17 protein-coding genes are annotated in these 22,486 nt (G+C 51.8%); all 17 read left to right on the top strand.

Going from position 1 to position 22,486, the window contains the following annotated elements; genetic code table 11:
• The first annotated feature begins 37 nt into the window (after positions 1-37).
• The 17 genes from PQG83_RS15300 (at position 38) to PQG83_RS15220 (ending at position 22,394) form a co-directional block, all read left to right on the top strand.
• Positions 38-1,339 (top strand): phenylacetate--CoA ligase family protein, encoded by a 1,302-nt coding sequence (locus PQG83_RS15300; RefSeq protein WP_312742824.1) that lies wholly within the window; start codon positions 38-40, stop codon positions 1,337-1,339.
• A gap of 30 nt (positions 1,340-1,369) precedes the next feature.
• Positions 1,370-2,680: a phenylacetate--CoA ligase family protein gene (locus tag PQG83_RS15295; protein ID WP_312742822.1), complete on the top strand. Its 1,311-nt coding sequence runs from the start codon at positions 1,370-1,372 to the stop codon at positions 2,678-2,680.
• 102 nt (positions 2,681-2,782) lie between these two features.
• Positions 2,783-3,946 (top strand): GNAT family N-acetyltransferase, encoded by a 1,164-nt coding sequence (locus PQG83_RS15290; protein ID WP_312742820.1) that lies wholly within the window; start codon positions 2,783-2,785, stop codon positions 3,944-3,946.
• 241 nt (positions 3,947-4,187) lie between these two features.
• Entirely contained in the window at positions 4,188-6,077 is a 1,890-nt protein-coding gene (asnB, locus tag PQG83_RS15285) for an asparagine synthase (glutamine-hydrolyzing) (protein WP_312742818.1), read from the top strand.
• Positions 6,074-7,435 carry a phenylacetate--CoA ligase family protein gene (locus PQG83_RS15280; RefSeq protein ID WP_312742815.1) on the top strand — a complete coding sequence of 454 codons (1,362 nt, stop codon included), beginning with the start codon at positions 6,074-6,076 and terminating at the stop codon, positions 7,433-7,435. The genes asnB and PQG83_RS15280 overlap by 4 nt, the downstream gene beginning before the upstream one ends.
• A gap of 581 nt (positions 7,436-8,016) precedes the next feature.
• A complete protein-coding gene (locus PQG83_RS15275) occupies positions 8,017-9,315 on the top strand; it encodes a hypothetical protein (RefSeq protein ID WP_312742812.1) in 1,299 nt (432 codons plus the stop codon).
• A complete protein-coding gene (locus PQG83_RS15270) occupies positions 9,315-10,064 on the top strand; it encodes a class I SAM-dependent methyltransferase (RefSeq protein WP_312742809.1) in 750 nt (249 codons plus the stop codon). The genes PQG83_RS15275 and PQG83_RS15270 overlap by 1 nt, the downstream gene beginning before the upstream one ends.
• A 278-nt stretch (positions 10,065-10,342) precedes the next feature.
• A complete protein-coding gene (locus PQG83_RS15265) occupies positions 10,343-11,587 on the top strand; it encodes a Glu/Leu/Phe/Val family dehydrogenase (RefSeq protein WP_312742806.1) in 1,245 nt (414 codons plus the stop codon).
• A 222-nt stretch (positions 11,588-11,809) separates the two neighbouring features.
• Entirely contained in the window at positions 11,810-12,814 is a 1,005-nt protein-coding gene (locus tag PQG83_RS15260) for a glycosyltransferase family 2 protein (protein WP_312742803.1), read from the top strand.
• Between the two features lie 17 nt (positions 12,815-12,831).
• Positions 12,832-13,896 carry a Gfo/Idh/MocA family oxidoreductase gene (locus PQG83_RS15255; RefSeq protein ID WP_312742802.1) on the top strand — a complete coding sequence of 355 codons (1,065 nt, stop codon included), beginning with the start codon at positions 12,832-12,834 and terminating at the stop codon, positions 13,894-13,896.
• Positions 13,897-14,212: 316 nt separating this feature from the next.
• Positions 14,213-15,247, top strand: coding sequence for a glycosyltransferase family protein (locus PQG83_RS15250; protein WP_312742801.1), 1,035 nt, complete (start codon positions 14,213-14,215; stop codon positions 15,245-15,247).
• Between the two features lie 22 nt (positions 15,248-15,269).
• Complete coding sequence (locus PQG83_RS15245; protein ID WP_312742798.1) at positions 15,270-16,226, top strand: glycosyltransferase family 2 protein; 957 nt, start codon at positions 15,270-15,272, stop codon at positions 16,224-16,226.
• Between the two features lie 18 nt (positions 16,227-16,244).
• Positions 16,245-17,468, top strand: a complete 1,224-nt coding sequence (locus PQG83_RS15240) for a glycosyltransferase family 4 protein (RefSeq protein ID WP_312742795.1) — start codon at positions 16,245-16,247, stop codon at positions 17,466-17,468.
• Positions 17,465-18,832 carry a cytochrome P450 gene (locus PQG83_RS15235; protein ID WP_312742793.1) on the top strand — a complete coding sequence of 456 codons (1,368 nt, stop codon included), beginning with the start codon at positions 17,465-17,467 and terminating at the stop codon, positions 18,830-18,832. The genes PQG83_RS15240 and PQG83_RS15235 overlap by 4 nt, the downstream gene beginning before the upstream one ends.
• A complete protein-coding gene (locus PQG83_RS15230) occupies positions 18,832-19,806 on the top strand; it encodes a glycosyltransferase family 2 protein (protein WP_312742791.1) in 975 nt (324 codons plus the stop codon). The genes PQG83_RS15235 and PQG83_RS15230 overlap by 1 nt, the downstream gene beginning before the upstream one ends.
• A gap of 126 nt (positions 19,807-19,932) precedes the next feature.
• Complete coding sequence (locus tag PQG83_RS15225) at positions 19,933-20,928, top strand: SGNH/GDSL hydrolase family protein (protein ID WP_312742788.1); 996 nt, start codon at positions 19,933-19,935, stop codon at positions 20,926-20,928.
• 5 nt (positions 20,929-20,933) lie between these two features.
• Positions 20,934-22,394, top strand: coding sequence for a lipopolysaccharide biosynthesis protein (locus PQG83_RS15220; RefSeq protein ID WP_312742786.1), 1,461 nt, complete (start codon positions 20,934-20,936; stop codon positions 22,392-22,394).
• Positions 22,395-22,486 lie beyond the last annotated feature (92 nt).

The following is a 22,486-nucleotide window of genomic DNA, read 5'->3' as shown; positions in this document are numbered from 1 at the left end:
AAAATGATATCAAAAATGATACGCAGCATTGGAACGAATGATGTTGTTGAACGGATGGAAAACTGTTCGGTTGATTCGCCAAGCCCTGGCTTCCAGTCGCTGGATGTTTGAGGATCTACGGCAACTACAAGAGGCGCAACTTCGGAACCTCCTCATGCATGCTTATCAGAACGTTCCGCTCTATCGAGGGCTTTACAAGGAGGCAGGGTTTCATCCTGATGAATTCCGTTCGTTGGATGATATAGACAACATCCCTATCCTTCAAAAGGATCGTCTCAAGCAGGCAAGTCCGGAAGAAGTCGTTGTCCAGGGGATTGATCCACACCGATGTGGAGTCGTTGAAACGAGCGGTTCGACAGGAACTCCGTTGCGTATTTTTCTTGGAGCCTTAGATCAGCAGTGGCAGCGTGTGGTTGCCTGGCGCATTCTTTTCGAACACGGTTTCCGCTGGACTGACCGAACGCTTGAAATTCGCATGACTTTTGGTCGGCAGTTTTTCGTCCAACGTCTTGGTATTGCTCCTAAAGAGTGGTGCTCGATTCTGGACCCCCCAGAGTTCTGGGCACAACGCATAATTGAGACGCGGCCGGACGTGATCGTTGCCGGGGCGGGTACGCTGCATGCCTTGGCGGACACTGTCAAAACGCTGGGGCTCAATCTGCCCTCACCCCGACTCATCGTCTCCGATAGTGAAACCCTCTCGCCGGCCACTCGCCAACTGGTTCGGGGTGCGCTCGGAAGGGATCCTGTGGATGTGTACGGTTTGGTTGAGCTTTCAAATTTCGCATGGGAGTGTGAGCGTCGTTCGGGATTTCACGTAAGCGCTGATAGCCACATTGTGGAGGTTGCTGCGCCTGCAGGGGAGCCAGGCCCAATTATCACCACAGCATTAGGCATGTGGACTATGCCGATGATTCGCTATGAAACAGGAGATCTGGCCGAGGTTGAGACCACACGATGTCCCTGTGGGCGCACTCTTCCCCTTCTCAGCCGAATCTATGGGCGCAGGGTAGATTCAGTGGCTTTGCCAAACGGCAGGCGAATCTTCTGGCCATTTTTTCACGAAGTCTTGGGACGCTATGACGAGTTAGGCCAGTGGAGAATTTTGCAAGATGAGATAAACGAGATCCACCTCCAAATCGTTGTACCCAATAACGCTCAGGGTCTTCTTTCGAGGATTGAATCGGATCTTCAAGCGGTCTTGCCCGGTGAGGTCCATCTGTGCGTTGAGCGAGTCGAAGCGATCCCGTTTAGCCCGGGCGAGAAGACCAGGATGATCATCTCGAAGGTCGGAACTGCAAATGAGCAGCACCCTGTCTCCGGAAGGGAAGGGCTCTAGATGGAAATTCTGCGAACATGGAAGTGCCTCATGGATCTGAGAGCGAACGTCACACGCTCTCCCGCAGATCTCAGATCGTTGCAAGATCATTTGTTCCGCGACGCTATCATCCATGCCTACAGCAACGTCCCCTTTTACCGTCGTGTGTGGGACGAAGCGGGTGTAGATATCCAAGCCATTCGAGGCATTCAAGATCTGGATCGAATTCCAATCATCACCGCTCCCCTGGTGCGAGAATCGGCGAAACGAGGTGAATTGCTGGCGCGGGGAGTGGACCCCTCATCCTGCACCTACCTTGAGACCAGCGGCTCATCAGGTGCAGCATTACGGATTTGGAAACGGCCGCTCGAGGAACGGGTACGAAGAGCCGTGGGACTGCGGATATGGTTTGAACACGGATTTCGTTGGCGTCATAACACAGCGCAATTTCAGATAAAGCCGGGTCCCTCGCACGTACTGCAGCGCTTCGGTATTTCTCGGAAGACATGGATCTCGACGGAACGATCCATCGAGGACCAGTTAGCACAATTGTTGGAAGCAAAGGCTGATGTGGTGGTTGGCACGGCGACAGCCCTTCGCCGCATTGCGCGTGCGAGCGAATCGGTTCAGGCCGCACTTAAACGGCCATGTGTGGTGTTTTGCGCAGGAGAGTTGGTGGATGCCGAAACACGTCAATTGGTCACCCGAGTCTTCGGCCGCGAACCGGTCGGGCTGTATGGCCAGACTGAGGTCGGGTATATCGCCTGGCAATGCGAGCACCGTGGGTCGTTCCATGTAAATGCGGATACACATTTTGTTGAAGTATTGCGGGATGGGATACCGGCCCATCCGGGCGAATTAGGGACAATCGTGGTGACAGATTTGCGCGCCCGGACCATGCCACTCATACGGTACAGCACGGCTGACCTTGCCATAGCTGCATCAGGTGGATGTTCCTGCGGTCGGCAACTGCCTTTGATGGGTTCAATTGAAGGGCGCGAACGAGCCTCAATTTTACTCGGAGACGGGCGTCGCCTTACGACCCGAAAGATACTTGATCACCTCGCGGGAACACTCCGCCTCGGAGAGTACCGCCTGTACCAGGAAAGCCTAAAGAAGTTTCGGCTCGAGCTCACCTGCCACGCCCTTGTCGGCCATCCAGGGGTCGAGGACGTAGACCCCTGTTCGCATGTCCACCTGACTGTACGGGATCATCTCCGCAAGCTCCTTGGGGAGATCGATCTATCGATTAGGATTGTTCAGCCGTGGCCGGCAGATGGCACGGGCAAGACCCATGCAATCTTCTCGGGGGTCAATCTCAATGAGGGTTCTCTCAGGGACACCACGGGAACGGCGTCTTGAAGCGCGACATGCCCATGGTTTTGTGGAAACACGACAGAGGGTGGTTGAACCTTGCGAATGTGGTTGCGGCCAGTCGAAACAAAAACAGTGGGCACGGATAGGATGAATCATTTAAAAAACATCATGATAGAGTGGGTCATCTCCCGCCTTTCCGGCAAGGCACAAGCCTTGGTTCCGCGATATGGTTTTTACGCGTGGGCGTGTCTGGGATTAGGAGGGATCCCGGTTGTGTTGCTGCGGGGGCCCACCCTTCCATTCGGGCAAATCGGGACACTATTGGTGGCGGGCCATGATCCCTGGGTTTCTTATTTGCCGAACAGGTTTTTCATTGGGGAGCCCCAACGTGAGCTGGTAGGAAATGTGTCGTTACGGGACCTGCCGGCTCTGCTAGATCGCCGGCGTGAAGCAGCGGACCTGACTATCGTTCGGGCAGATCGATTGTCAGCGGAAACATTCTTCGGAAAAGACTATCTCGCGGTTCCTGAATGGATTGACATGCGGCTCGCCGTTCCTGGGGACCTCGATGAGGTGGTGCGTAGTAACCGAAGTATCCGCGAGGACATGCGTCTGGTTCGCAAATATCAGTTGCAGCCATTGGTCACTGAAGGGGAGGAACGATTTGACGAGTTCTATGATTCCATGTACGTCCCTTTCTCGAGAGACCGTCATGGAGCCATGGCTATCATCAAAGGCCGGCAGGAATTACGTCGGTTGATCCAAAAAGGGGGAATCCTCTGGGTTATGGGAGACAATCAGCCATTTGCTGGTGTTCTCTATGAACGAAAACAGGACACATTAAACCTTTTGGCCATAGGCATGGCTTCGGGAGAACTCCCGCTGAAAAAAAGAGGAATTATGGCCGCGCTCTACTATTACAGCATCCAGCATGCCCGCCAGTTGGGGTTTGCTGAGGTAAATTTTAGAGCCGCTCGGTCTTCCCTGCATGACGGATTGCTTCGCTATAAACGCAAATGGGGAAATGCTGTATTTGATAATCCTAATTCGTATTTTGATCTGTTGATCCGTTGGAAGAGCGTCAACGGCGTAGTGAAGGATTTCTTCTCTCACACAGGTCTTATCTTTCGGGACGGAGGACGCTTGTCTGCAATCCATGCTGACGAATCACAGAGTCGCCGATCTCTCTGGATTGAAGGGCTGCATCGGCTCTACCTCCTGACTGAATCCGGTCGCCAACCGATGATAGATGAGGGAGTTCTCGTTAAGCGTAACCGGAGCCACGTTCGATTCTCATCGACCCTTTCATGATGCTTGAGGAGACATCAAGGGCCCTATCAACATTCCCCCACTTTGCGCCGATGATCCGTAAGGGAACCTATTGTGGCGAGATACAAGGTTCGAAACATTCTTTGGCTATTCGATTGTTTCTGACGATAGGAATGCGCTGTATTCAGTCGTTGATTTGAAAGCCATCAACGAGGACACTGACCAAACGCATTTTCCCGGGGGTTGGCTAAGAGATACGCGACACACAAGAGTAGGAGTACCTATGTGCGGATTGTGCGGCGTGGTGTATTCCGATCCTATGAGGCCGGTCGATCGGGATATGCTTCATCATATGACAAACATGATGGCCCATCGTGGACCGGATGGGGATGGGTACTTTGTTGAACCGGGTATTGGTCTCGGCTTCCGTCGACTGAGCATCATTGACTTGGAAACCGGCGATCAGCCCATTTCCAACGAGGACCACTCTGTCACCGTGGTATGCAATGGAGAGATCTACAACTACAAGGAATTGCGTCAAGATCTCGAGGCTACCGGTCATCGTTTCAGGACACATTCGGATGTCGAAGTCCTTGTCCATTTGTACGAGGATTATGGGGTGCGTTGTGTGGATTTTCTGAGAGGCATGTTCGGCTTCGCTATCTGGGATTCCCGGCATCGCCGTCTCATGTTGGCCAGAGATCGGTTCGGTATTAAACCCCTTAGCTATGCCATCAAACCCGGTGCTCTGTTTTTTGGATCGGAGTTGAAGTCCATCCTTGCAAGTGGTTGTATTGACCGTCAGGTTGATGCCGCAGCCATGAAGGAGTTGTTTGCGGTCGGATTTGTTCAAGCGCCGAAGACCCTCTTGCGTTCAATCCGGCGGCTCCCACCCGCGCATTATCTTCTCCATGAAAACGGGAAGATCACGATCCAGCGTTATTGGGATCTCTCCTTTCCATCAATGGGAGAGGACGGCATTCGACGAAGCGTCCAGGAATGGGCCGAGGCGGTGCGGGAAAAACTGGAAGAGTCCGTTCGCCTCCACCTCCGAAGCGATGTGCCATTAGGTTGTTATTTGAGCAGTGGAATCGATTCAAGTGCAATGGCGGGATTGATGGGCCGAGAAATTTCGGCTCCTATCCACACTTTTTCTGCGGCGTTTGAAGATCCGTTGTTTAATGAGATAGGTCCGAATAGGATTCTCACAGATTTCCCGGGCTACAATCTCCGCAATCATATCACCACCTGCAGCACCGCTGATTTTGATCTGTTACCGGAAATGATTTGGCATCGTGAAGACCCCAATATCTCAGCGGGGGGCATCCCCCATATGTTGCTCGCCAGGATGGCGGCGCAGCAGGTGAAAGTCGTCTTGACCGGGGAGGGCTCGGATGAAATATTTGGGGGCTACCCTTGGTACCGGGTTGAGCGGTTGCTTGAACCATTCATCAATCTTCCACTCAGTGTGCGTCAAGTCATCGCAAACATCCCCTTCCTGAGGAAAAAATATTCTCGATCAAGCCGGGCATTCGCCGCCCACGCCACGATGGACCGGTCTCGATACACCCAGATCATCGATAATGCCTCCCACCGAAGTTACGATGATCTTTTTTCCGATCATCTTAGCAACATCCATAATTCTTTCACCGATTCAGAACCACCTTTCTCTCTTCCGAAGGATTTTGAAGGATGGAGTCGTTTTGCTCAATTACAATATTTGGATATCAATGTACGTCTTTCGGACTTCATTACGAGAACTCTGGATGCCGCCTCCATGGCTTATGGTCTGGAGGCACGCGTGCCATTCCTCGATCATGAATTTGTCGAATTATGCAGCCAGATTCCATCCGACTTGAAAATGCGAGGGCTTCAGGAAAAGCATATTCTCCGACGGGCACTGGAGGGTGTCTTACCCGCGGAAATTCTGAATAGAAAGAAACGCGGACTTTCCGCCCCATTCTGGCCATGGCAAGGTCGTTTGCCGGAATTTGTCGCAGACGCTCTGTCCGAAAACAGGCTCCACACCAAAGGGTATTTCAATCCTCATTATGTCCGATACATGCTTCAGCAACATCAAAACGGCAAGGCGAATTTTGGAAGAGAGTTAATCGGTGTCCTCAATATTCAATTATGGGATGACCTATTTGTCCAAGGGTGCCGTCCGTCGTGAGATGCACGAGTGTGTTGGTTTCCAATCCTGTGTCGACGCTCTATTCCCTACTTCGCCATCCGCATGTCGGACGGGAGCAGCTTGTGGCCTTTCAAAACGAACGAGTTTGCCGGTTGGTCGCACATGCCTATCGCCATGTGCCCTATTACCGTGGGCTCTTTGATCGACATGGACTGAAACCCCAGGATATCCGAACGGTCGAGGATTTGGGGGCCGTGCCCATCACCTCCAGGAGTGATTTGCAAGCCTTGCCGGTCGATGAAATCATTGCTCGGAATGTGGACCCGGGGTCTTTGATCACCCGTGCTTCCAGCGGGTCCTCCGGGCGACCATTTATTGTGCGCCGCACTTGGCTGGAGGAACGCCTTCATGGGGCCTTTCGGTGGCGTGCGCTCCATGCGTTGGGCCTCCGTGCGAGCGACAAGATTTGTTATGTGATGGGGAACTGGAATATCCAACGACAGAACCAACTCGCCACGCATATCCTGGACACCCTTGGAATGGCCCGGCGAAAAGTCATTGATGCCCTGCAGCCACCCGAGGACATTGTCCGGGGTCTGCAGAAGTTCAAACCTACGGTCGTGGGGGGGTATCCCGGCGTGTTGACCAGAATCGCGCAGACTGTGAATCGCGACGCACTACGGTCCCTTCGACTCCACTTTGTGAATCCTGGTGGAGAAGTCCTGACGCCACTCATGCGTCAACAGATTCAGGACGGGTTTTCCGCGCCGGTCTTTGAAACGTATGGAAGTATTGAATTTTACCTTCTGGCCTGGGAATGCCCCACAACCGGGGAGTATCACTCATGTGACGATGGCGTAATTATCGAAGTGCTGCGGGATGGGGCCCCGGCGGGTGAAGGAGAGAGGGGAGAGCTTGTGGGAACCGACTTGCATTCTTTTGCGATGCCGTTGATCCGATACCAGCTTGGCGATGTCGTCACAAAGGGGAGCCAAACCTGTCGATGCGGACAACCGTTTTCGACGATTCGATCGATCCAGGGACGTATGATCGATTACTTCGTGCTTCCCGGCAACAGGGTTGTCCATCCTTATGAGTTGGGGGTCAGAAAGGTCCCCTGGATTCGGGAGTTTCAGGTGACCCAAGAACGATTGGAATTCATCGTGATGAAAGTCGTCCCATTCCACACACCCTCCACACAGGAGATGGAAGCGTTGGTTCAACCGGTGATGGCGTTGCTGGGATCGGACGTGCAGTTCCAGGTAGTGTTGGTGGACACAATCCCGAGAGAGGCAAACGGGAAATTCCGAGTATATCGTTCCCATATTCGATCGGCTTATGACGCATTTGCGTGGCCGGATCAAAAAATGGTTCCTCCTGTAGTCAATGACGACTGATAATTCTCATGGCGATCGTGAGGTGGATATGGAAAACCAGGTGACTTTTGCCTGCAACCTATCATGAATTTTCAAGAAACGCGGATATCTCAATCATCAAGTGATGACGATGTTTCCACAGGCACGTGTTGAAGAGCCTGGTCATGATGTCCGCATAGACCGACATTAAGGGCAGAAAGGTGGTCTGCGAGGCCTCATCGGGTGATGAGTACGTAGCATCTTTTTCCATCGAGCGGCGACTCTCATTCATATCGAAATGTCCGAAGTGTGCGCTGATCTCTGTGAATGGTTTCAGTCTTGCTGCGTTGTACCATATTGATGAGAAAGAACGGTTCATTTTGGATCCGTATTAAGCATCAGGAAGCGGAGACATCTGAAACGATTGACGAGAGGATGAGTTCCTCCGGTCATCCACCCATTACCAATAACCGAGATGGCCTACATGTTTTATGGTTGAAAATCCAAAAAAATGCAGCGGGCATTATTTTCGGTTTATAGAGCAGGAACGAAATATTCGCCGGTGACGTCCCCCTTATTTGCTTGAGGTTGGTCATCTGAGTAGTGAGTCTCTGGAAATGGGCATGGCTACCCAAAATTTTCCCCGCTTCAACGACTGGGCATGGTGGCTCTATGAGCATGCTCCAGCCGCCTTGGACGATGCAGCTAAGAGATGGGCCCCATGGGTCTTGCCATGGGTTGCGCTTCGCATTCCTGTCGCTATTCTGCGAGGGCCAACCAGACATTCCGAGCGATCGGGAACCATCATAGTGGCCGGGCTTCAACCCTGGGCCGATTACCTGCCGCGTCGCTTCTTTGCATGTGCGCCTCGGCGAGAGGTCGTTGGAGCCGTGCCTATATGGGCCCTTCCTTCATTCCTAAAACGTTTGGCTGTCAATGCAGACATTATTGTCGCGCGCGTCGATCGTGTCTCTGCCCGCCTCTTTTTTGAAGACGGTTTCCTTGTGGTTCCCGAAAGCATCGGCTGCCGACTTCTGCTACCGGTCGATTTTGACAAGCTTGCGCATGCCAGCCGCAGCGTAAAGGAAGATTTGGGCACGCTCCGGCGTGAGGGTTTCACGATGGAGGTCTCACATAGAGAGGCAGACTGCGAGTCGTTTTACTCATTGATGTATCTTCCCTTCGTCCAGAAGCGGCACGGAGAATTTGCCGTGATCCATAACGTGCATCAGCTCCGTCGAAAGTTCCGTCGTGGGGGACTCATCTGGCTGCGGCGGGGCGACCATCGCATTGCCGCTGCGCTGTTTGAGCAGCAGGGTGACGTCTTCCGTGGAGTGGCTTTGGGCACAGCTGGGGGGGACCTCACGCTGATGAAGCAGGGTGCCCTTGCGGCGCTCTACATTTTCGAAATTCAGTGCGCTCAAGAGGCTGGATGTGCAAGCATTGACTTTGGTGGCACCCCGCCGATTCTCAATGACGGACTTCTTCACTTCAAGAAGAAGTGGGGAGTCCAGCTCATGGATGAGCACCAGACTCCCTATGATTATCTGGTCCGGTGGGAGCGACCGAATGAGCAGGTCCTCGACTTCCTTGCTGACGTGCCCTTGATTTTCAGAAACCACGGTTACCTGGCTGGGCTGACCGGCATTAGGCTCAATGGCGTACCCCACGCGGACCAAGCGTCTATGATGCATCGCTCGTTGTGGATGGCAGGGCTGCAGCGACTCTTTGTGGCGTTGCCAACCGGATATGGTTCACAGGAGGTGGGTGTGCTTTCTGGACAGGATAGAGGCGGGATACCTTATGTTGGTGGGACGGAGTTCTGCGATTTTGAACGAATTCTATCGACGTTAGGTGGGAATCAGCCGACATCGCCGAAAGCGCATGGAAATTCCGAGGCGGGCAAAAAGAATACGAGGTGATGATGTTTTCGGATTATCGCGCAATTTTCAAGAAACGAGGCCATCTCTACCATCAAGCAATGACCCTGTACCCGACCGCTCGTGCAGAAGAATTCCTTCATATTGTCCGTATGGCGGACATAAAAGACGGAGATATCGTTTGTGATATTCCTTCCGGCGGAGGATACTTAAGGCACTTCGTGGACCAGACCTCGACTCTTTGCCATATCGAAACCTCAGAGGTTTTTGCCGATCTCTGCAGAGCGAATGGCATGCCTCACGTGTTGCTTTCAACTCTGGAGGATATTCCTGTCGAGACCGGGGCTGTCAATAAAATTATCAGCCTCGCGGCATTGCACCATGTCAATGAAAAGGACCGGTTCTTTTCAGAGGCCTATCGAATGTTAAAAAAGGGAGGGACGCTTACCATTGCCGACGTGCAAGCGAGGTCGCCCGTTTCCGAATTCTTGGACGGTTTTGTCAACGAACACAATACAATGGGACACAAAGGGACTTATATCTCCGCCGAAACTCAAGGTGAGATCGAACGATGGGGATTTACTATGAGGGAGTCTTCGTTGATCCCTTTTCACTGGGAGTTTGATTCTTCCCAGGCCATGGGACGTTTTTCCCAACTGTTGTTCGGGATCGATAAAGCAGACTTTGCCCAGGTAGTAGAGGGTATCCGAAAGCACCTGGGCTATGATCTCGAAAGCCACGCATGTCGCATGAACTGGGAGCTGTTATTCCTCCATGCAAAAAAGTCCTAAACCACAATCGTGTCCGGCGCTATTGGGTACCTGCTAAACAGGCAATAGCTCGGTTAGTAGGTGCTGCGAACGAATGAAAAGATCCTCTTATGCCAATGTCTTGTCTTTAATGATTTCTTTAAATATGAAGTTTGGAACTTATCTCATAAGCCGCGGTCAAGAAGCGCCCAAACGGTTTTTGCGTGAGCAGGGTTCAGCACTTATCAAGATATCCCGCATGCCATCTCACCGGCCACTTCATGGTTGTTCGAATATTGAAGTTTTGAAAGGGATTGCCGATGGCCTCATTACTCAGGGTAGGTGACTGCGTGGATGTGCATCCAGAGTTGAGGGATGACAACCAACTCGTCTGCACGGTCGCTCGAGGTTCCGAAGTCTTGGGATACGTCGTCGTTGATTCGACCGTATGTGGCATCTCGCGAGGGGGGCTTCGTATGTCTACCAATGTGAGCGAAGCAGAAGTGCGTGGTCTGGCCCGTACCATGACGCTCAAGTGCGGCTTTTTAAGACAACCACAGGGTGGCGCGAAGGCAGGCGTGCGCTTCAACCCTGAGGCCCCGCTCGCCGAACGCCGGCAGCACTTGGAAGCGTTTGGGCGAGCGATTGCTCCGCTTCTGATCAACCGCATCTTTATCCCTGGCCCTGATATGGGTACGAATGACACAGATATCCATGCGATGCTCAATGCGGTTGGAGTGAAGCTCAATTGGGGGGAATTGCGCGATACGCAATCGGGGCAATATACCGCCGCGACCGTGTTCATCAGTGCCAAACGGGCGATGCAGCATCTCGGCTTGACGCTCCCTCGCTGTACGGTAGCCATTGAAGGCTTCGGCAAGGTGGGGAATGCCCTGGCCAGCCTGTTGGACCAAGCCAACGTCAAGGTGGTGGCAATCTCTACCGAGAGGGGAGCGATTACGAACCCGCATGGTCTGAATGTGAAACAGCTCAACCAACTCGCCGAACAGCACGGCAGCCGTGTCGTAGATTATTATCCAGATGCCGAACGTATTTCCTGCGCTCAATTGTTTGAGTTGCCCGTGGATCTGCTCTGCCCTTGTGCGACTCATCATAGTCTCCATATTGACAATGCTCCTCGAGTGCTCGCGCGCCTTATCTGCCCCGGAGCCAACAACCCAGTGACGGCCGAAGCCGAGAAAATTCTGTTTGAACGGGGACTGGTGTATCTTCCCGATTTCGTCGCCAACTGTGGTGGGATACTTGGTAGTACGATGGCCTTCGCCTCGATAAAAAGGGAGCAGATCGTCTCGACCATGGATCGTTATCTCGGCGATCGAGTCGTCTGGTTGCTGAAGGAGGCGAGGCTCCGGCAGGTATCGCCGCGCGAAATCGCCGAACCGTTTGCGAGACAACGCTTTGAGGATATCCAGCGAACCGCTGCCCATCCGTCGCTGCGCGGAAAGCTCGTCGCCGCCGGGGTAGAGCTCTATACTCGGGGTTGGGTCCCTGGTGCTCTTGTGGCGGCTCTGGCGCAACCATACTTTGCAAAGAGGTTGGCTTGAGTGGCGCGTGGATCTTGACGGTGTGCTAAGGGGATGAGGTCCTCCGTAGGTGGTCTGGGATACTTAACGTCTGTCTGCGCGTGCCCGGCCCGGAGATATTTTTTGACACTTCCATTATTTAGAATACTTGTGTAGACAGGCGAAGGGGGATCATTCGGGTTCAGAACGGTTTTGGGTGGCATCCTTTATAAAGGCTCATGAAAAAAGGCGAAGGTGAATAAAGTGAACGAATCAAAAGTTCCTACACGTGCTATGGACCAGGAAAAGACTCCGCGTCTTTCCGTGATTCTGGCAACTCCAGCGGGGTATGGCACAATCCGAAAAACCGTTTCGCATCTTCTCTCTCAAACCGCCCGCTCGTCATTGGAATTAGTGATTGTGGCGCCTTCGAAAATGCTGTTGGACCAGGAGCTGGATCAGTTGAATGAGTTTGCCTGTTATCAGGTGGTCGAGATCAAGAAATTTCAGTCCATTGGGCAGGCAAACGCCGCGGGTATTCGTCAAGCGGCAGCCCCGATTGTGGCATTGGCTGAGGACCATTGTTTCCCTGATCCGCAATGGGCGGAGAACCTCCTTGCCGCGCATAAGGGCCCCTGGGCTGCCGTGGGCCCTGGCGTCAGAAATGCCAATCCCAATACTGCTGTGAGTTGGGCCGATCTGTTCATTGGCTACGGTCCCTGGCTGACCCCTGCTCCTTCCAGGGAAGCGGAATTTTTGCCAGGGCACAATACCAGTTACAAACGAGAAATTTTGCTCGGCTATGGCGAACAACTGGATGCCATGATGGAAGCGGAAACGGTCCTCCACTGGGATCTTCGTGAAAAGGGGCATCGATTGCATATGGAGTCGACGGCGAGCGTCGCCCATACAAATTTTTCTTTATGGTCCTCATGGGTCCCAGCTCAGTTCTATAACGGACGTCTCTTCGCCGGAGCCAGAGCCCGGCAAAAGCCTTTGTCATGGCGCATCATGTTTGCTCTGGGGTCGCCGCTTATTCCAATTGTCCGGCTGTGGCGAATTTGGACGGGACTCCCTTCTCAGGACTTAAAGATTCGATTTCTGTCCTGTCTTCCTGCCTTGATAATTGGGTTGGTGATTGATGGAACGGGCCAAATGGTTGGCTATGCGTTAGGGACAGGTAATGCCCTGGACAAGGTAGCCAGATTTGAGGTTGATCGGTTCAAACACATTCGAGAGCAGGATCGATTGGAAATACTGGGATTTTAAAACAGTGTGGAGAATTTATGAAATTGGATGAAAAGCTGCCTGTCAGAATAGGAATGGTCGGTTGTGGGCGGGCCACGACGATGCTTCACCTGCCGGCATTACAATTTGTACCTGGTGCAAAGGTAGTGGCTTTGGCCGATCCCAATCCAGAGGCACTTCACCGCGCCTCCCTCCAACTCGCGGTAGAACAGTGTGTTTCTGACTATCGAGCCTTGCTTGATAACCCGACAATTGAGGCGATCGCCATTTGTGCCCCGGTGGAGTTCCATGTGGAGATTGCTCTCGCAGCATTGGATGCTGGCAAGCACCTCTTTATCGAGAAACCACTGAGCTTGACCCTGGAGGAATGTGATCGACTTATTGATCGGGCTGCCGGGTTACCTCTTCAAATCATGTTGGGCTTTAACACCCGTTGGCATCGATTAACCCGACAGGCCAGGACTCTGTTTCAGCAAGGTGCTGTTGGGCCCCTTGAAATTGTTCGCAGCAATCTGTTGACGAATTACAATAAAGATCTCCCCGATTGGAGAAAGAGACGAATCTCAGGCGGGGGGGTTCTGCTTGAGATGGCGATGCACCATTTCGATCTCTGGAAGTATGTTTTAGATGAGGAGGTGGAGGAAATCAGTGCACACAGCCGGTCGGGAACCTGGGAGGATGAATCGGCGACGGTTACCGCTCGCTTGGGTTGCGGCGCCCTTGCTTCGGCGACATTCTCCGAATGTGCAACTCAAACGAACAGTATGGAGATTTATGGACGAAATGGATCACTATGGATCGACTTTTATCGTTTTGACGGGTTGCAAACTTCCACCACATCCGAAAATTCGGGAAATATCCAAGCCCGAATTAGAGGATTGAGGAAATTTGTCAACGAATTCCCCGAGGCGATCGCCACGAATCGGCAGGGCGGAGAATGGCGCCGGTCTTACATAGAAGAATGGCGACATTTTATCGGCTCAGTCCGTGGGGGTGGCCGGATGGAATGCGGTTTAGAAGATGGACGACGTGCCTTAGCTGTTGCCTTGGCCGCGATGGAGTCCGCAGCCACGGGAAAAGCGGTGACGGTTGCCAAGAGATAGCTAGATATTGAAGTACGAAGGGTTGGTCAGTTTAACAAGCTGATTCATTGCCTACTACATGGATATTCGCAGATTATATGGCACCTTATTCCAAAGAAATCTTCGCGAATGCCCCTGGATCAGGTCACGCAGCCGGGCAGCCAGTTCCTTTCGAAATTCTGAAAACATCCGAGAAAACGTCGTAGCCCATTACTGCATGTGTGAAGGGCCTTTTCTTATGATATTTAGGTTTTAGAAGGAATGCTTCAATGAACAACCATGCCACGTGCCAATCCTTATCTTGTGGCCATGCCGGTGCGAACTGAGAATTATCCAGATGATGGCTTCGAAACAACGGGTCGGCCAGAAACTTGCCATCACGTTCTGCTATCGGGGTTTTACTGCGAGATATGGGACTCCCCCTCGTGTCGTGGTTTCCATTCTTGAAAAGGCCGGGCATCAGGTAAGGCAGATCAAAGATGGGCCATTGGATCTTGCACCCGATAGTGTCCTTTGGGTCTGGGGAAATACGAATTGGTATCCTGGACTCTTTGCGCAACTCACCGCCATCAATCGAGCGCAAAGGCCTCTGATCATAATCTGGCACACCGAACCTCTCCCGCCTCCCAGCGCGGCTGGCTTGCCATGGCCGCGATTGAACTGGTGGGAAACGGCAAAGTTCATCCTTCGTAGTTCCGAAGCCACGGATGTCTACACGAACTATCTTGTGTTGCGTCGTTGGGTGAGGAATGGGCTTCCGGATATCCTTGTGGCTGCTACATTAGGACGCAGGGAGTTTCTATCTGAGCGAGGGGTTGTGGCCGATTGGGTTCCACTGGGATACGAGCCTTCATGTGGACAGGACTTGGATCTGCCCAGGGATATCGATGTGCTGTTCCTTGGAGCCCAGGATGTCCCCCGCCGGAATCGACTCTTGAAGCGCCTGGGGAAAAACGGAATTCGGATACATGCAGTAGGAAGTTATGCTAATCAAGGTTGTTGGGGGAAAGATAGGACTGAATTGCTGAATCGAACAAAAATACTTCTTAACCTGTCCAGAACACCTGGAGAGTTTCCCGACCTCCGCTTGATCCTGGGGATGGCAAATAAGGCGCTGGTCATATCCGAACCGATCTATCTCCCAGCCCCTTTTGTGCCGGGACAGCATTTTATCAGTGCCTCGATAGAGGAGATGCCTGAAAAGATTCGGTACTACTTGGCTCATGATGAGATGCGTGCTTCAATCAGCCAACGGGCTCATGGATTGATTACTCAGGACGTAACAATGGAACGATCGGTAAGCCAGATCGTTGATCTCATATCTGATGCAACCGCGTCACTCCGGACTGATTCAATTGGTCGTATAAACTAAAAACTTCTGAACCGTCATAAAGATGACTGATGCACCTATTTTTTCGATCGTGATTCCGACCTACAATAGGCCGAAGCAACTTGCTGCCTGCTTACAGGCCTGTGGACGGCTCGACTATCCACATGATCGTTTCGAAATCATTATCGTGGATGATGGGAGCCTGGATCCCGTCGAAGTGCACAAGATGGATGGGTCCAATCTGAAAAGTATCACCTGTCTGCGTCAATTCAATGCCGGTCCGGCTTCAGCTCGCAATATGGGGGCGCAGCATGCACAGGGAGACATTCTGGCTTTTACGGACGATGACTGTGTCCCCACCCAACAGTGGTTAAGGGAACTGGCCCGATCCTGTAATGATGCTCCAACGGGACTTGTCGGTGGGGGAACCGTCAATGGGCTGGTCGACAATATTTTTTCGATCGCCAGCCAAATGATTATCGATGAGGCCTATGCATATTTCCTCCGCAGAGATAGTGGCCTCAGGTTTTTCGCGTCGAACAATATGGCGGTTTCTACAAGGCTCTTTCACAAAATCGGTGGGTTCGATTCATCCTTTCGTACTTCCGAAGATCGCGAATTTTGTGACCGGTGGATACGGCAAGGATACCCCCTTGTGTATACTACCAAGGCCATTGTCCATCATTATCACCAACTCACCTTGACGGCATTCTGTCGGCAACACTTTTCCTATGGGCGTGGGGCATATCAGTTTCATCGCACGCGAGCACGATGCGGTCCTAGTCTTTTGAAACCTGATCCACGGTTCTATGCCTCGGTATTCCGCCGTGCGCTCTCAGGGAAGAAGCCACTCCGCATGACCGGTTTGTTGGGGTTGTGGCAGGTGGCGAATCTGGCAGGGTTTTTATGGCAAGCCGCTCAACCATTTTTCCTGTCATTTCCAAGCATTCGCCATGAAAGATTGGCTCGAACAGAGGAGGCTCCCAGAGAAGCCGGAAACTCCAAGGAACCACGGAAATAATCGTCAATGCGCTTTTGCATGGTCACCACATTTTATCCGCCCTACCATTTTGGAGGCGATGCCATCTTTGTGCAGTCCCTCGCTCGTGCATTGGTCTCGGAAGGACACCATGTCGAAGTGGTGCACTGCGAAGATGCCTACCGTCTGCAGCAAAAGGCGTCACTGGAAAAATCTGAAACGAATGACGGAATTATAGTCCATCGTTTGCACAGTTCAATGAGATTGCTCTCTCCCATCATCACCCAACAGACAGGTCAGCCTGGTCCAAAGGCACAAGAACTCAGAGCCATTTTTGACCGTGAGTTCGATGTGGTGAATTTTCATAATATTTCACTGGTAGGTGGACCAGGAATATTGGGCATGAGCAAAGCGGCTGTAAACCTGTATACCTTGCATGAACACTGGCTTTTGTGTCCGATGCATATCTTCTGGAAAAACGATACCAAAGAGTGTGATTCACCGCAGTGTATCCGTTGTTGTCTCCGGTCAGGCATTCCCCCACAATTCTGGCGATACACCGGTGTCATAGAGCGAAGTTTAGCCAATGTAGACGCATTCTTATCGCCGAGCCAATACACGGCAGATCGCCATAAAAACCTTGGACAAACACTACCAATCCATGTCTTGCCAACCTTTTCCAGATTAGATCCGAAATTGAACAATACCGCTTCCGCTTCCCTACAAGAGCGCGGATGTTTTCTGTATGTGGGACGAGTCACGGCTTCGAAAGGCATTGCTATACTTTTGAAAGAATTTGTGAGTTTCAGCGAATACGATCTCGTGGTTATTGGAGGTGGAGACTTATTGCTCACGCTCCAACGGCAATATGCCGAGCACCGTCACATTCAGTTCCTAGGCCCTCTTTCTCAGGAACAAATCAGTCCTTGGTATCAAAAGGCAACCGCCCTGGTTCTCCCCTCGCTCGCTCCGGAGGTGTTCCCCTTAACCATACTGGAAGCCTTTGCCCATGGCACGCCGGCCATCGTCCATCATGCCGGTGGGAGTCGTGAAGCCGTTGATAAGACAGGCGGGGGAGTGGTGTATCACTCCCCTGAAGAGTTGCATGACGCCCTTACTTTGCTGGGAAATGACTTCCAGCTTTGTAAGACTCTTGGACAACGGGCGCGTGTAGGGTATGAGCAATGGTATTCCCAAGAAAAATATCTGGAACGCTACCTGCAACTTATCCAAGAGATAGGTAAGAAAAAAAGATTTAAGTTGGCAGGAAGCACCATTTTATGATCAACGATAAATCACGAAAGGAACCTTCCGGTCCTAAGGGGTATCCTATTCTCGGCCATATCCCTGGTTTTCTTTGGGACAGACTCGGGTTTCTCTCACGTTGCGCGTCTGAGTATGGGGATGTGGTGAAACTTAAAATTGGAGAGACCACCTTCCTGCTAAACAATCCTGAAGACATTAAACATGTGTTGGTGACCAATTCCGACAATTTTGACAAGGGGCCACGCCTAACCAGTCCAAAAGGAAAGCGGTTATCCGGCGAAGGTTTGCTGACCAGTCTGGGATCGGCCCACCTCAGGCAGCGAATGATGATGCAACCGGTGTTCTATAGAACATCTATTAACGCCTTTGCGGAGACCATAACCAGTGGTGTTGAAAAGATGATTGCCGAATGGAAAAACGGCACCGAGCTCAATATCGGGCAGGACATGATGGAACTGGCACAAGACAATATTATCAAGACGGTCTTTGGTCGTCGCTTTGATGATCCTTCCGGCGCGTTAGCCAGCGCCATCACCCTCAGGAAGCAGTATGTTGAACATGTGCAATTTTCACTGCTCCCATTTTCTGAAATTTTTCCTCCAATGTTATGGCATGAATATCAGCAGGCGATGAAGCGAATCGATGATACCATTACCCGGGAGATTGACATGCGCCGCGGGGCCCCTGAGCCGTCTCACGATTTGTTGTCCCTGCTTATGCATACCAAATACGAAGATGGAACTGGAATGACCGACAAGCAAATCCGTGACGAATTTTTGACACTTTTCAGTGCAGGTTATGAAACTGTCGGGGAAGCCTTAACCTGGACCTGGTATCTGCTCTCTCAGCATCCGGACGTGGAAGCCAGATTCCACGAGGAACTTCGCGAAGTGCTAGGCGGTAGTGTTCCTGGTGCTGATGATTTGTCTAAGCTTCGTTATACCGGAATGATCTTAGCTGAATCGATGCGTCTCTATCCTCCGACCTGGATTTTTATCCGCATGGCTCGACAAGATGCTGTCCTTCCAAGCGGGTTCACCATTCCTGCGGGTTCAAAACTATACCTCTGTCAGTATGTCATGCATCGGAATGTCCGGTATTGGCCAAATCCGGAACGCTTTGACCCGGAACGTTTTACCGAACATGCCATAAAAGCACGGCCTAAATTCACGTATTTTCCCTTTGGAGGAGGTATCCGGGTCTGTATCGGGGAAGCTTTCGCCAAAATGGAATGCATGTTGGCTCTGGCATCTATCGCTCAGCGGTTCACTCTCACGTTAGTACCTGGGCAGACGGTTGTGCCGAAGCCTCATATGACTTTGCGTCCACGAAACGGGATCATGTTGCGGATACACATGAGGAATGTGCCTGAGGGAGCGTGATGCCTGAGGTAGTCCCGTTGATATCGTGCGTGATTCCTACCCGGCATCGCCCCGATTTAGTGGTGCGAGCCGTACGCAGTGCGTTGGGCCAGACCCACGAAGCTTTTGAGGTGATTGTTGTCGTCGACGGTCCCGATGACCTAACGGTAGAGTCTCTTGGTGAAATAAAGGATTCCCGGTTACGAGTCAAAGTTCTGCCCCACACTCATGGCTCTGCGGAGGCTCGCAATGAGGGAGTCAAGGAAGCACGAGGTCAATGGGTAGCGTTCCTTGATGATGACGATGAATGGCTGTCCCAAAAGCTTCTCAGCCAGCTTCGAGTAGCGGAACAGTCCCCGCATCGATATCCGATTATCGGATGTCGCCTAATTGTGCGTCATGAAATGGGGGATTTGGTATGGCCGACCAGACTCCCTAAGCCGAACGAGCCTATGAGCGAATACCTGTTTTTCCGGACGAAGATTTTCGGAGGGGAAGGAAACTTACAAACTTCCACCATATTTACCGCGACAGCCCTTTTAAAGATTGTTCCATTTAGAAAGGAAAGTCAGAGACATGACGATATTGATTGGGTCCTCCGGGCAACCAGGCGACATGATGTTGGTGTCCAATTTGTCCCCGGTTCTTCCCCACTAGCCATTTGGCACAAGGATGATAACCGCAGCACGGTCAGTAGCAAGACGGATTGGCGTTTTTCACTTGCTTGGATTAACCAGAATAAGGATTTGGTCACCAAGAGGGCCTACGCGTCGTTCCTCATGACCTGGCTGAGTGCAAATGCCGTGAAGGAAGGAAATCGATTGGAGTCGTTGTTGCTTCTTCGACACGCCTACCAGCATGGAAAACTGTCTGTCCTGAATGTCGTATTGTTTTGGGGAATCTGGCTCATGCCTCATAAATTGCGGGCTCGGATGGTTACTCTATTTTCAGGCAAACGTGCGTTCAATCCAGGCCTGCCCCCTGACCAGGCATGAATACTAAGTTGCACGTTTACTCAAGCCAGAATTAATGTGATTGGCATGATCAAAGAACAACGCAAAAATGCAGAATGCCCAGATCCATTCTCTGCATCGGTTGGTCTAGGTAAGAAAGAAGCATCGATGCCAAAAAGATTGAAGAGAGCTCTTTTGTATGCTGGTTACCTGTTCCTCGTGACCGTCTCCCTCCTGGAAATCGGGGTCAGGGTCTGGGGATATTCGGAGCATCATATTCATGATCCGATCTATACCTCGTTTGAACCGAGCGAAGACATTCCCTATATACATAAACCTAATCTTATGCAGGCCAGAGCCCGGGGTCTTGTTTTCATTAACACGGATAGCCTGGGATTACGTTCGAAAGTCTCCGGAATGGTTTATGGTACCAAACAACCACAGGAATATCGTATTGCAATCGTGGGTGATTCCGTTACGTTTGGGGAGGGTGTTCCCACTGAGGAAACGTTCACCGAAGTTCTGGAACATGTGCTGAATCAACACCAGAATCTCTTGACCGTGAAGGTGTTTAATTTTGGTGTATCGGCCTATAGCGTCAAAGAGATGGCCGCCATGCTTCAACACCGTATGGTAGATATTCGACCGGATCTGGTTGTGATGGCTATTATTCCGCCTGATCTGAATCTCGACCGGACCCCCACCATAGACTCAACCGGTTATCTGGTTGGTCAAAAAATTGCCAGTCTTCTTGATTCTCCGGTTGGAGCGGCCTTAAGAGGCATCCGCCTTCTGTATGTACTCCGGGATATAGGGTCACGGTGGGTTTCTCCACCTCAATACCCTCACCCACTGCTTTCACGCGGCGAAATTCCCGACTCCTACCGTTACATTCGACAGTTCAAGGAGACAGCAATTCACTATGGACTTTTCCCCTTGATTGCGCTCCTTCCACGAATGGAAGAAAAGGCCTGGGGTCCTCTTCCTGACAAACTGCGACAAGACGGTATCAGGCATCTTGATTTATCAAACATAAGTAAAGAATTTACCACTGAAGAGTATATGGCAAGTCGGTTTGACCGGCATCCTTCCCCTGCGGTTCATCGCCGAATCGGGGAAGCATTAGCCCTGTATGTGGAACACCAACCAGAGTTTTCCCAGTGAGTCCCTTGTCGTCCCAACCAGGCCGTCATCTTGTTGATGGGACAGTCCGAGTCTTTCTCGCCGGGCTCCTGTTTCCCCTTACGGGCCTCATTACCGCCGGGTTCCTCACCCGACGACTCGGTACGGATGGTTATGGCTTATTGGTCCTCTCTGCAACGTTGTTTGGATGGGTGGAGCTCGGGATCAACTCATTTTTTGCTCGTCCGGCGATTAAGTTTATTGGGGAAGCGAAAAACTGGCTGCCAGTTGGTAGCACCCTCATACGGTTGCAATTTGTAGCAGGGGTTGGCGGAGGGGTGTTACTAGGACTGCTGTCATTTCCTCTCGCCTGGCTCCTCGACGAACCGTTGCTTGCGCCCTATCTCGCCCTCTATTCTCTCCACATCCCAATCAGTAGCCTGACTCAAGCCCACCAGAGCATCCTCGTGGGAATTGGTAGTTTTCGGCAGAAAGCCGTGACTAATGCCTACCGTTGGATTGCCAGGCTGCTGTTGATTCTGTTGCTGGTTGAAATGGGCCTGTCTGTTTCTGGCGCTATACTGGGAAGTCTTGGGGCGGCCCTGGTCGAACTCGCTATCACCCGTCGATATGTCAGGCCTCCCTTCTTTGGCAAAATTGTCATTCCCATACGCCCATTTTATGACTTCGGTATCCTCCTGTGTGTCTCATCCATATTGTTCCTAATTTTTTCCAGCATGGGCTTGGTTATGCTGAAAATCCTTGGCGGAACCCTGGAGCAGGCAGGAGTCTATGGTGCGGCCCAGAATTTGTCGATTATTCCCGGTCTGTTTGGGGCATCTTTTTCCCCGCTGTTACTCTCGACGGTGAGCCGTCTGCTTTTTGAGGGGAAAACTGATCAGGCAAAAAGCATGGGATTTGGTGCAATGAGAATGGTGGTGGGGTTATTCCCGTTTGGAGCTCTCGTCGCGGGCGCTGCTCCTGAGATTGTTACATTAGTCTTTGGCCAGTCTTTCGAGCTTGCTGGTCCAATACTGGGGGTGTTGATTATGGGAGCCATCGCATTTGTGATGGTCTCAGTAGCCGTGGTCATTGCGACGGCTTCAGGTGCTCCACTATTCACCTTGTATTTAAGTATCCCGCTGGTCTTGCTGGTAGTGATCGGGAACTTGGTGATGATCCCAAGATTCGATGCCCTGGGCGCTGCCATGGTGACAGCACTGTGTCAGGGAATTGGTGCCTTGGCTTCCGTGTTTGCGATCTATCGGCTTTGGGCAATTTCCCCGCCAATTGGTACGTTGTGGCGTAGCGCCGTCATCAGCGTACTAGCCTATACCATGGCAGTGATGTGGCCAACCGCGGGACTTCTGCTCGTGATAAAGATTGGGGTAATCGGAGTGGTGATTATTCTGGCATATCTGGTCTTGCGGGAATTCAGTTACGACGAAATTGCACTCACCCGTTCGTTTTTAAGACGAAGAACCGTACCTATCGAACAACAGAAGTAAATGTGAGTTCGGTTCAAAGGCCAATCGAGGGAGAATGAATCAAGGCTCTTCTAGGGGAACGTTAAATGTGTTCCGTGGCAGAGCACGCCACT

It is taken from the genome of Candidatus Nitrospira neomarina (genome assembly GCF_032051675.1).
Classification (GTDB): domain Bacteria; phylum Nitrospirota; class Nitrospiria; order Nitrospirales; family UBA8639; genus Nitrospira_E; species Nitrospira_E neomarina.
Note: the sequence above shows the minus strand (reverse complement) of the source record. Positions and strands in the feature narration are given on the sequence as shown.

Bases quoted from the DNA above. Each gene is read 5' to 3' on its own strand.
- asnB (WP_312742818.1), top strand. From the start codon at position 4,188: ATGTGCGGATTGTGCGGCGTGGTGTATTCCGATCCTATGAGGCCGGTC.
- PQG83_RS15255 (WP_312742802.1), top strand. From the start codon at position 12,832: ATGAAATTGGATGAAAAGCTGCCTGTCAGAATAGGAATGGTCGGTTGT.
- PQG83_RS15275 (WP_312742812.1), top strand. From the start codon at position 8,017: ATGGCTACCCAAAATTTTCCCCGCTTCAACGACTGGGCATGGTGGCTC.
- PQG83_RS15265 (WP_312742806.1), top strand. From the start codon at position 10,343: ATGGCCTCATTACTCAGGGTAGGTGACTGCGTGGATGTGCATCCAGAG.
- PQG83_RS15245 (WP_312742798.1), top strand. From the start codon at position 15,270: ATGACTGATGCACCTATTTTTTCGATCGTGATTCCGACCTACAATAGG.
- PQG83_RS15295 (WP_312742822.1), top strand. From the start codon at position 1,370: ATGGATCTGAGAGCGAACGTCACACGCTCTCCCGCAGATCTCAGATCG.
- PQG83_RS15225 (WP_312742788.1), top strand. From the start codon at position 19,933: ATGCCAAAAAGATTGAAGAGAGCTCTTTTGTATGCTGGTTACCTGTTC.
- PQG83_RS15300 (WP_312742824.1), top strand. From the start codon at position 38: ATGATGTTGTTGAACGGATGGAAAACTGTTCGGTTGATTCGCCAAGCC.
- PQG83_RS15230 (WP_312742791.1), top strand. From the start codon at position 18,832: ATGCCTGAGGTAGTCCCGTTGATATCGTGCGTGATTCCTACCCGGCAT.
- PQG83_RS15250 (WP_312742801.1), top strand. From the start codon at position 14,213: ATGATGGCTTCGAAACAACGGGTCGGCCAGAAACTTGCCATCACGTTC.
- PQG83_RS15235 (WP_312742793.1), top strand. From the start codon at position 17,465: ATGATCAACGATAAATCACGAAAGGAACCTTCCGGTCCTAAGGGGTAT.
- PQG83_RS15290 (WP_312742820.1), top strand. From the start codon at position 2,783: ATGAATCATTTAAAAAACATCATGATAGAGTGGGTCATCTCCCGCCTT.
- PQG83_RS15240 (WP_312742795.1), top strand. From the start codon at position 16,245: ATGGTCACCACATTTTATCCGCCCTACCATTTTGGAGGCGATGCCATC.
- PQG83_RS15270 (WP_312742809.1), top strand. From the start codon at position 9,315: ATGATGTTTTCGGATTATCGCGCAATTTTCAAGAAACGAGGCCATCTC.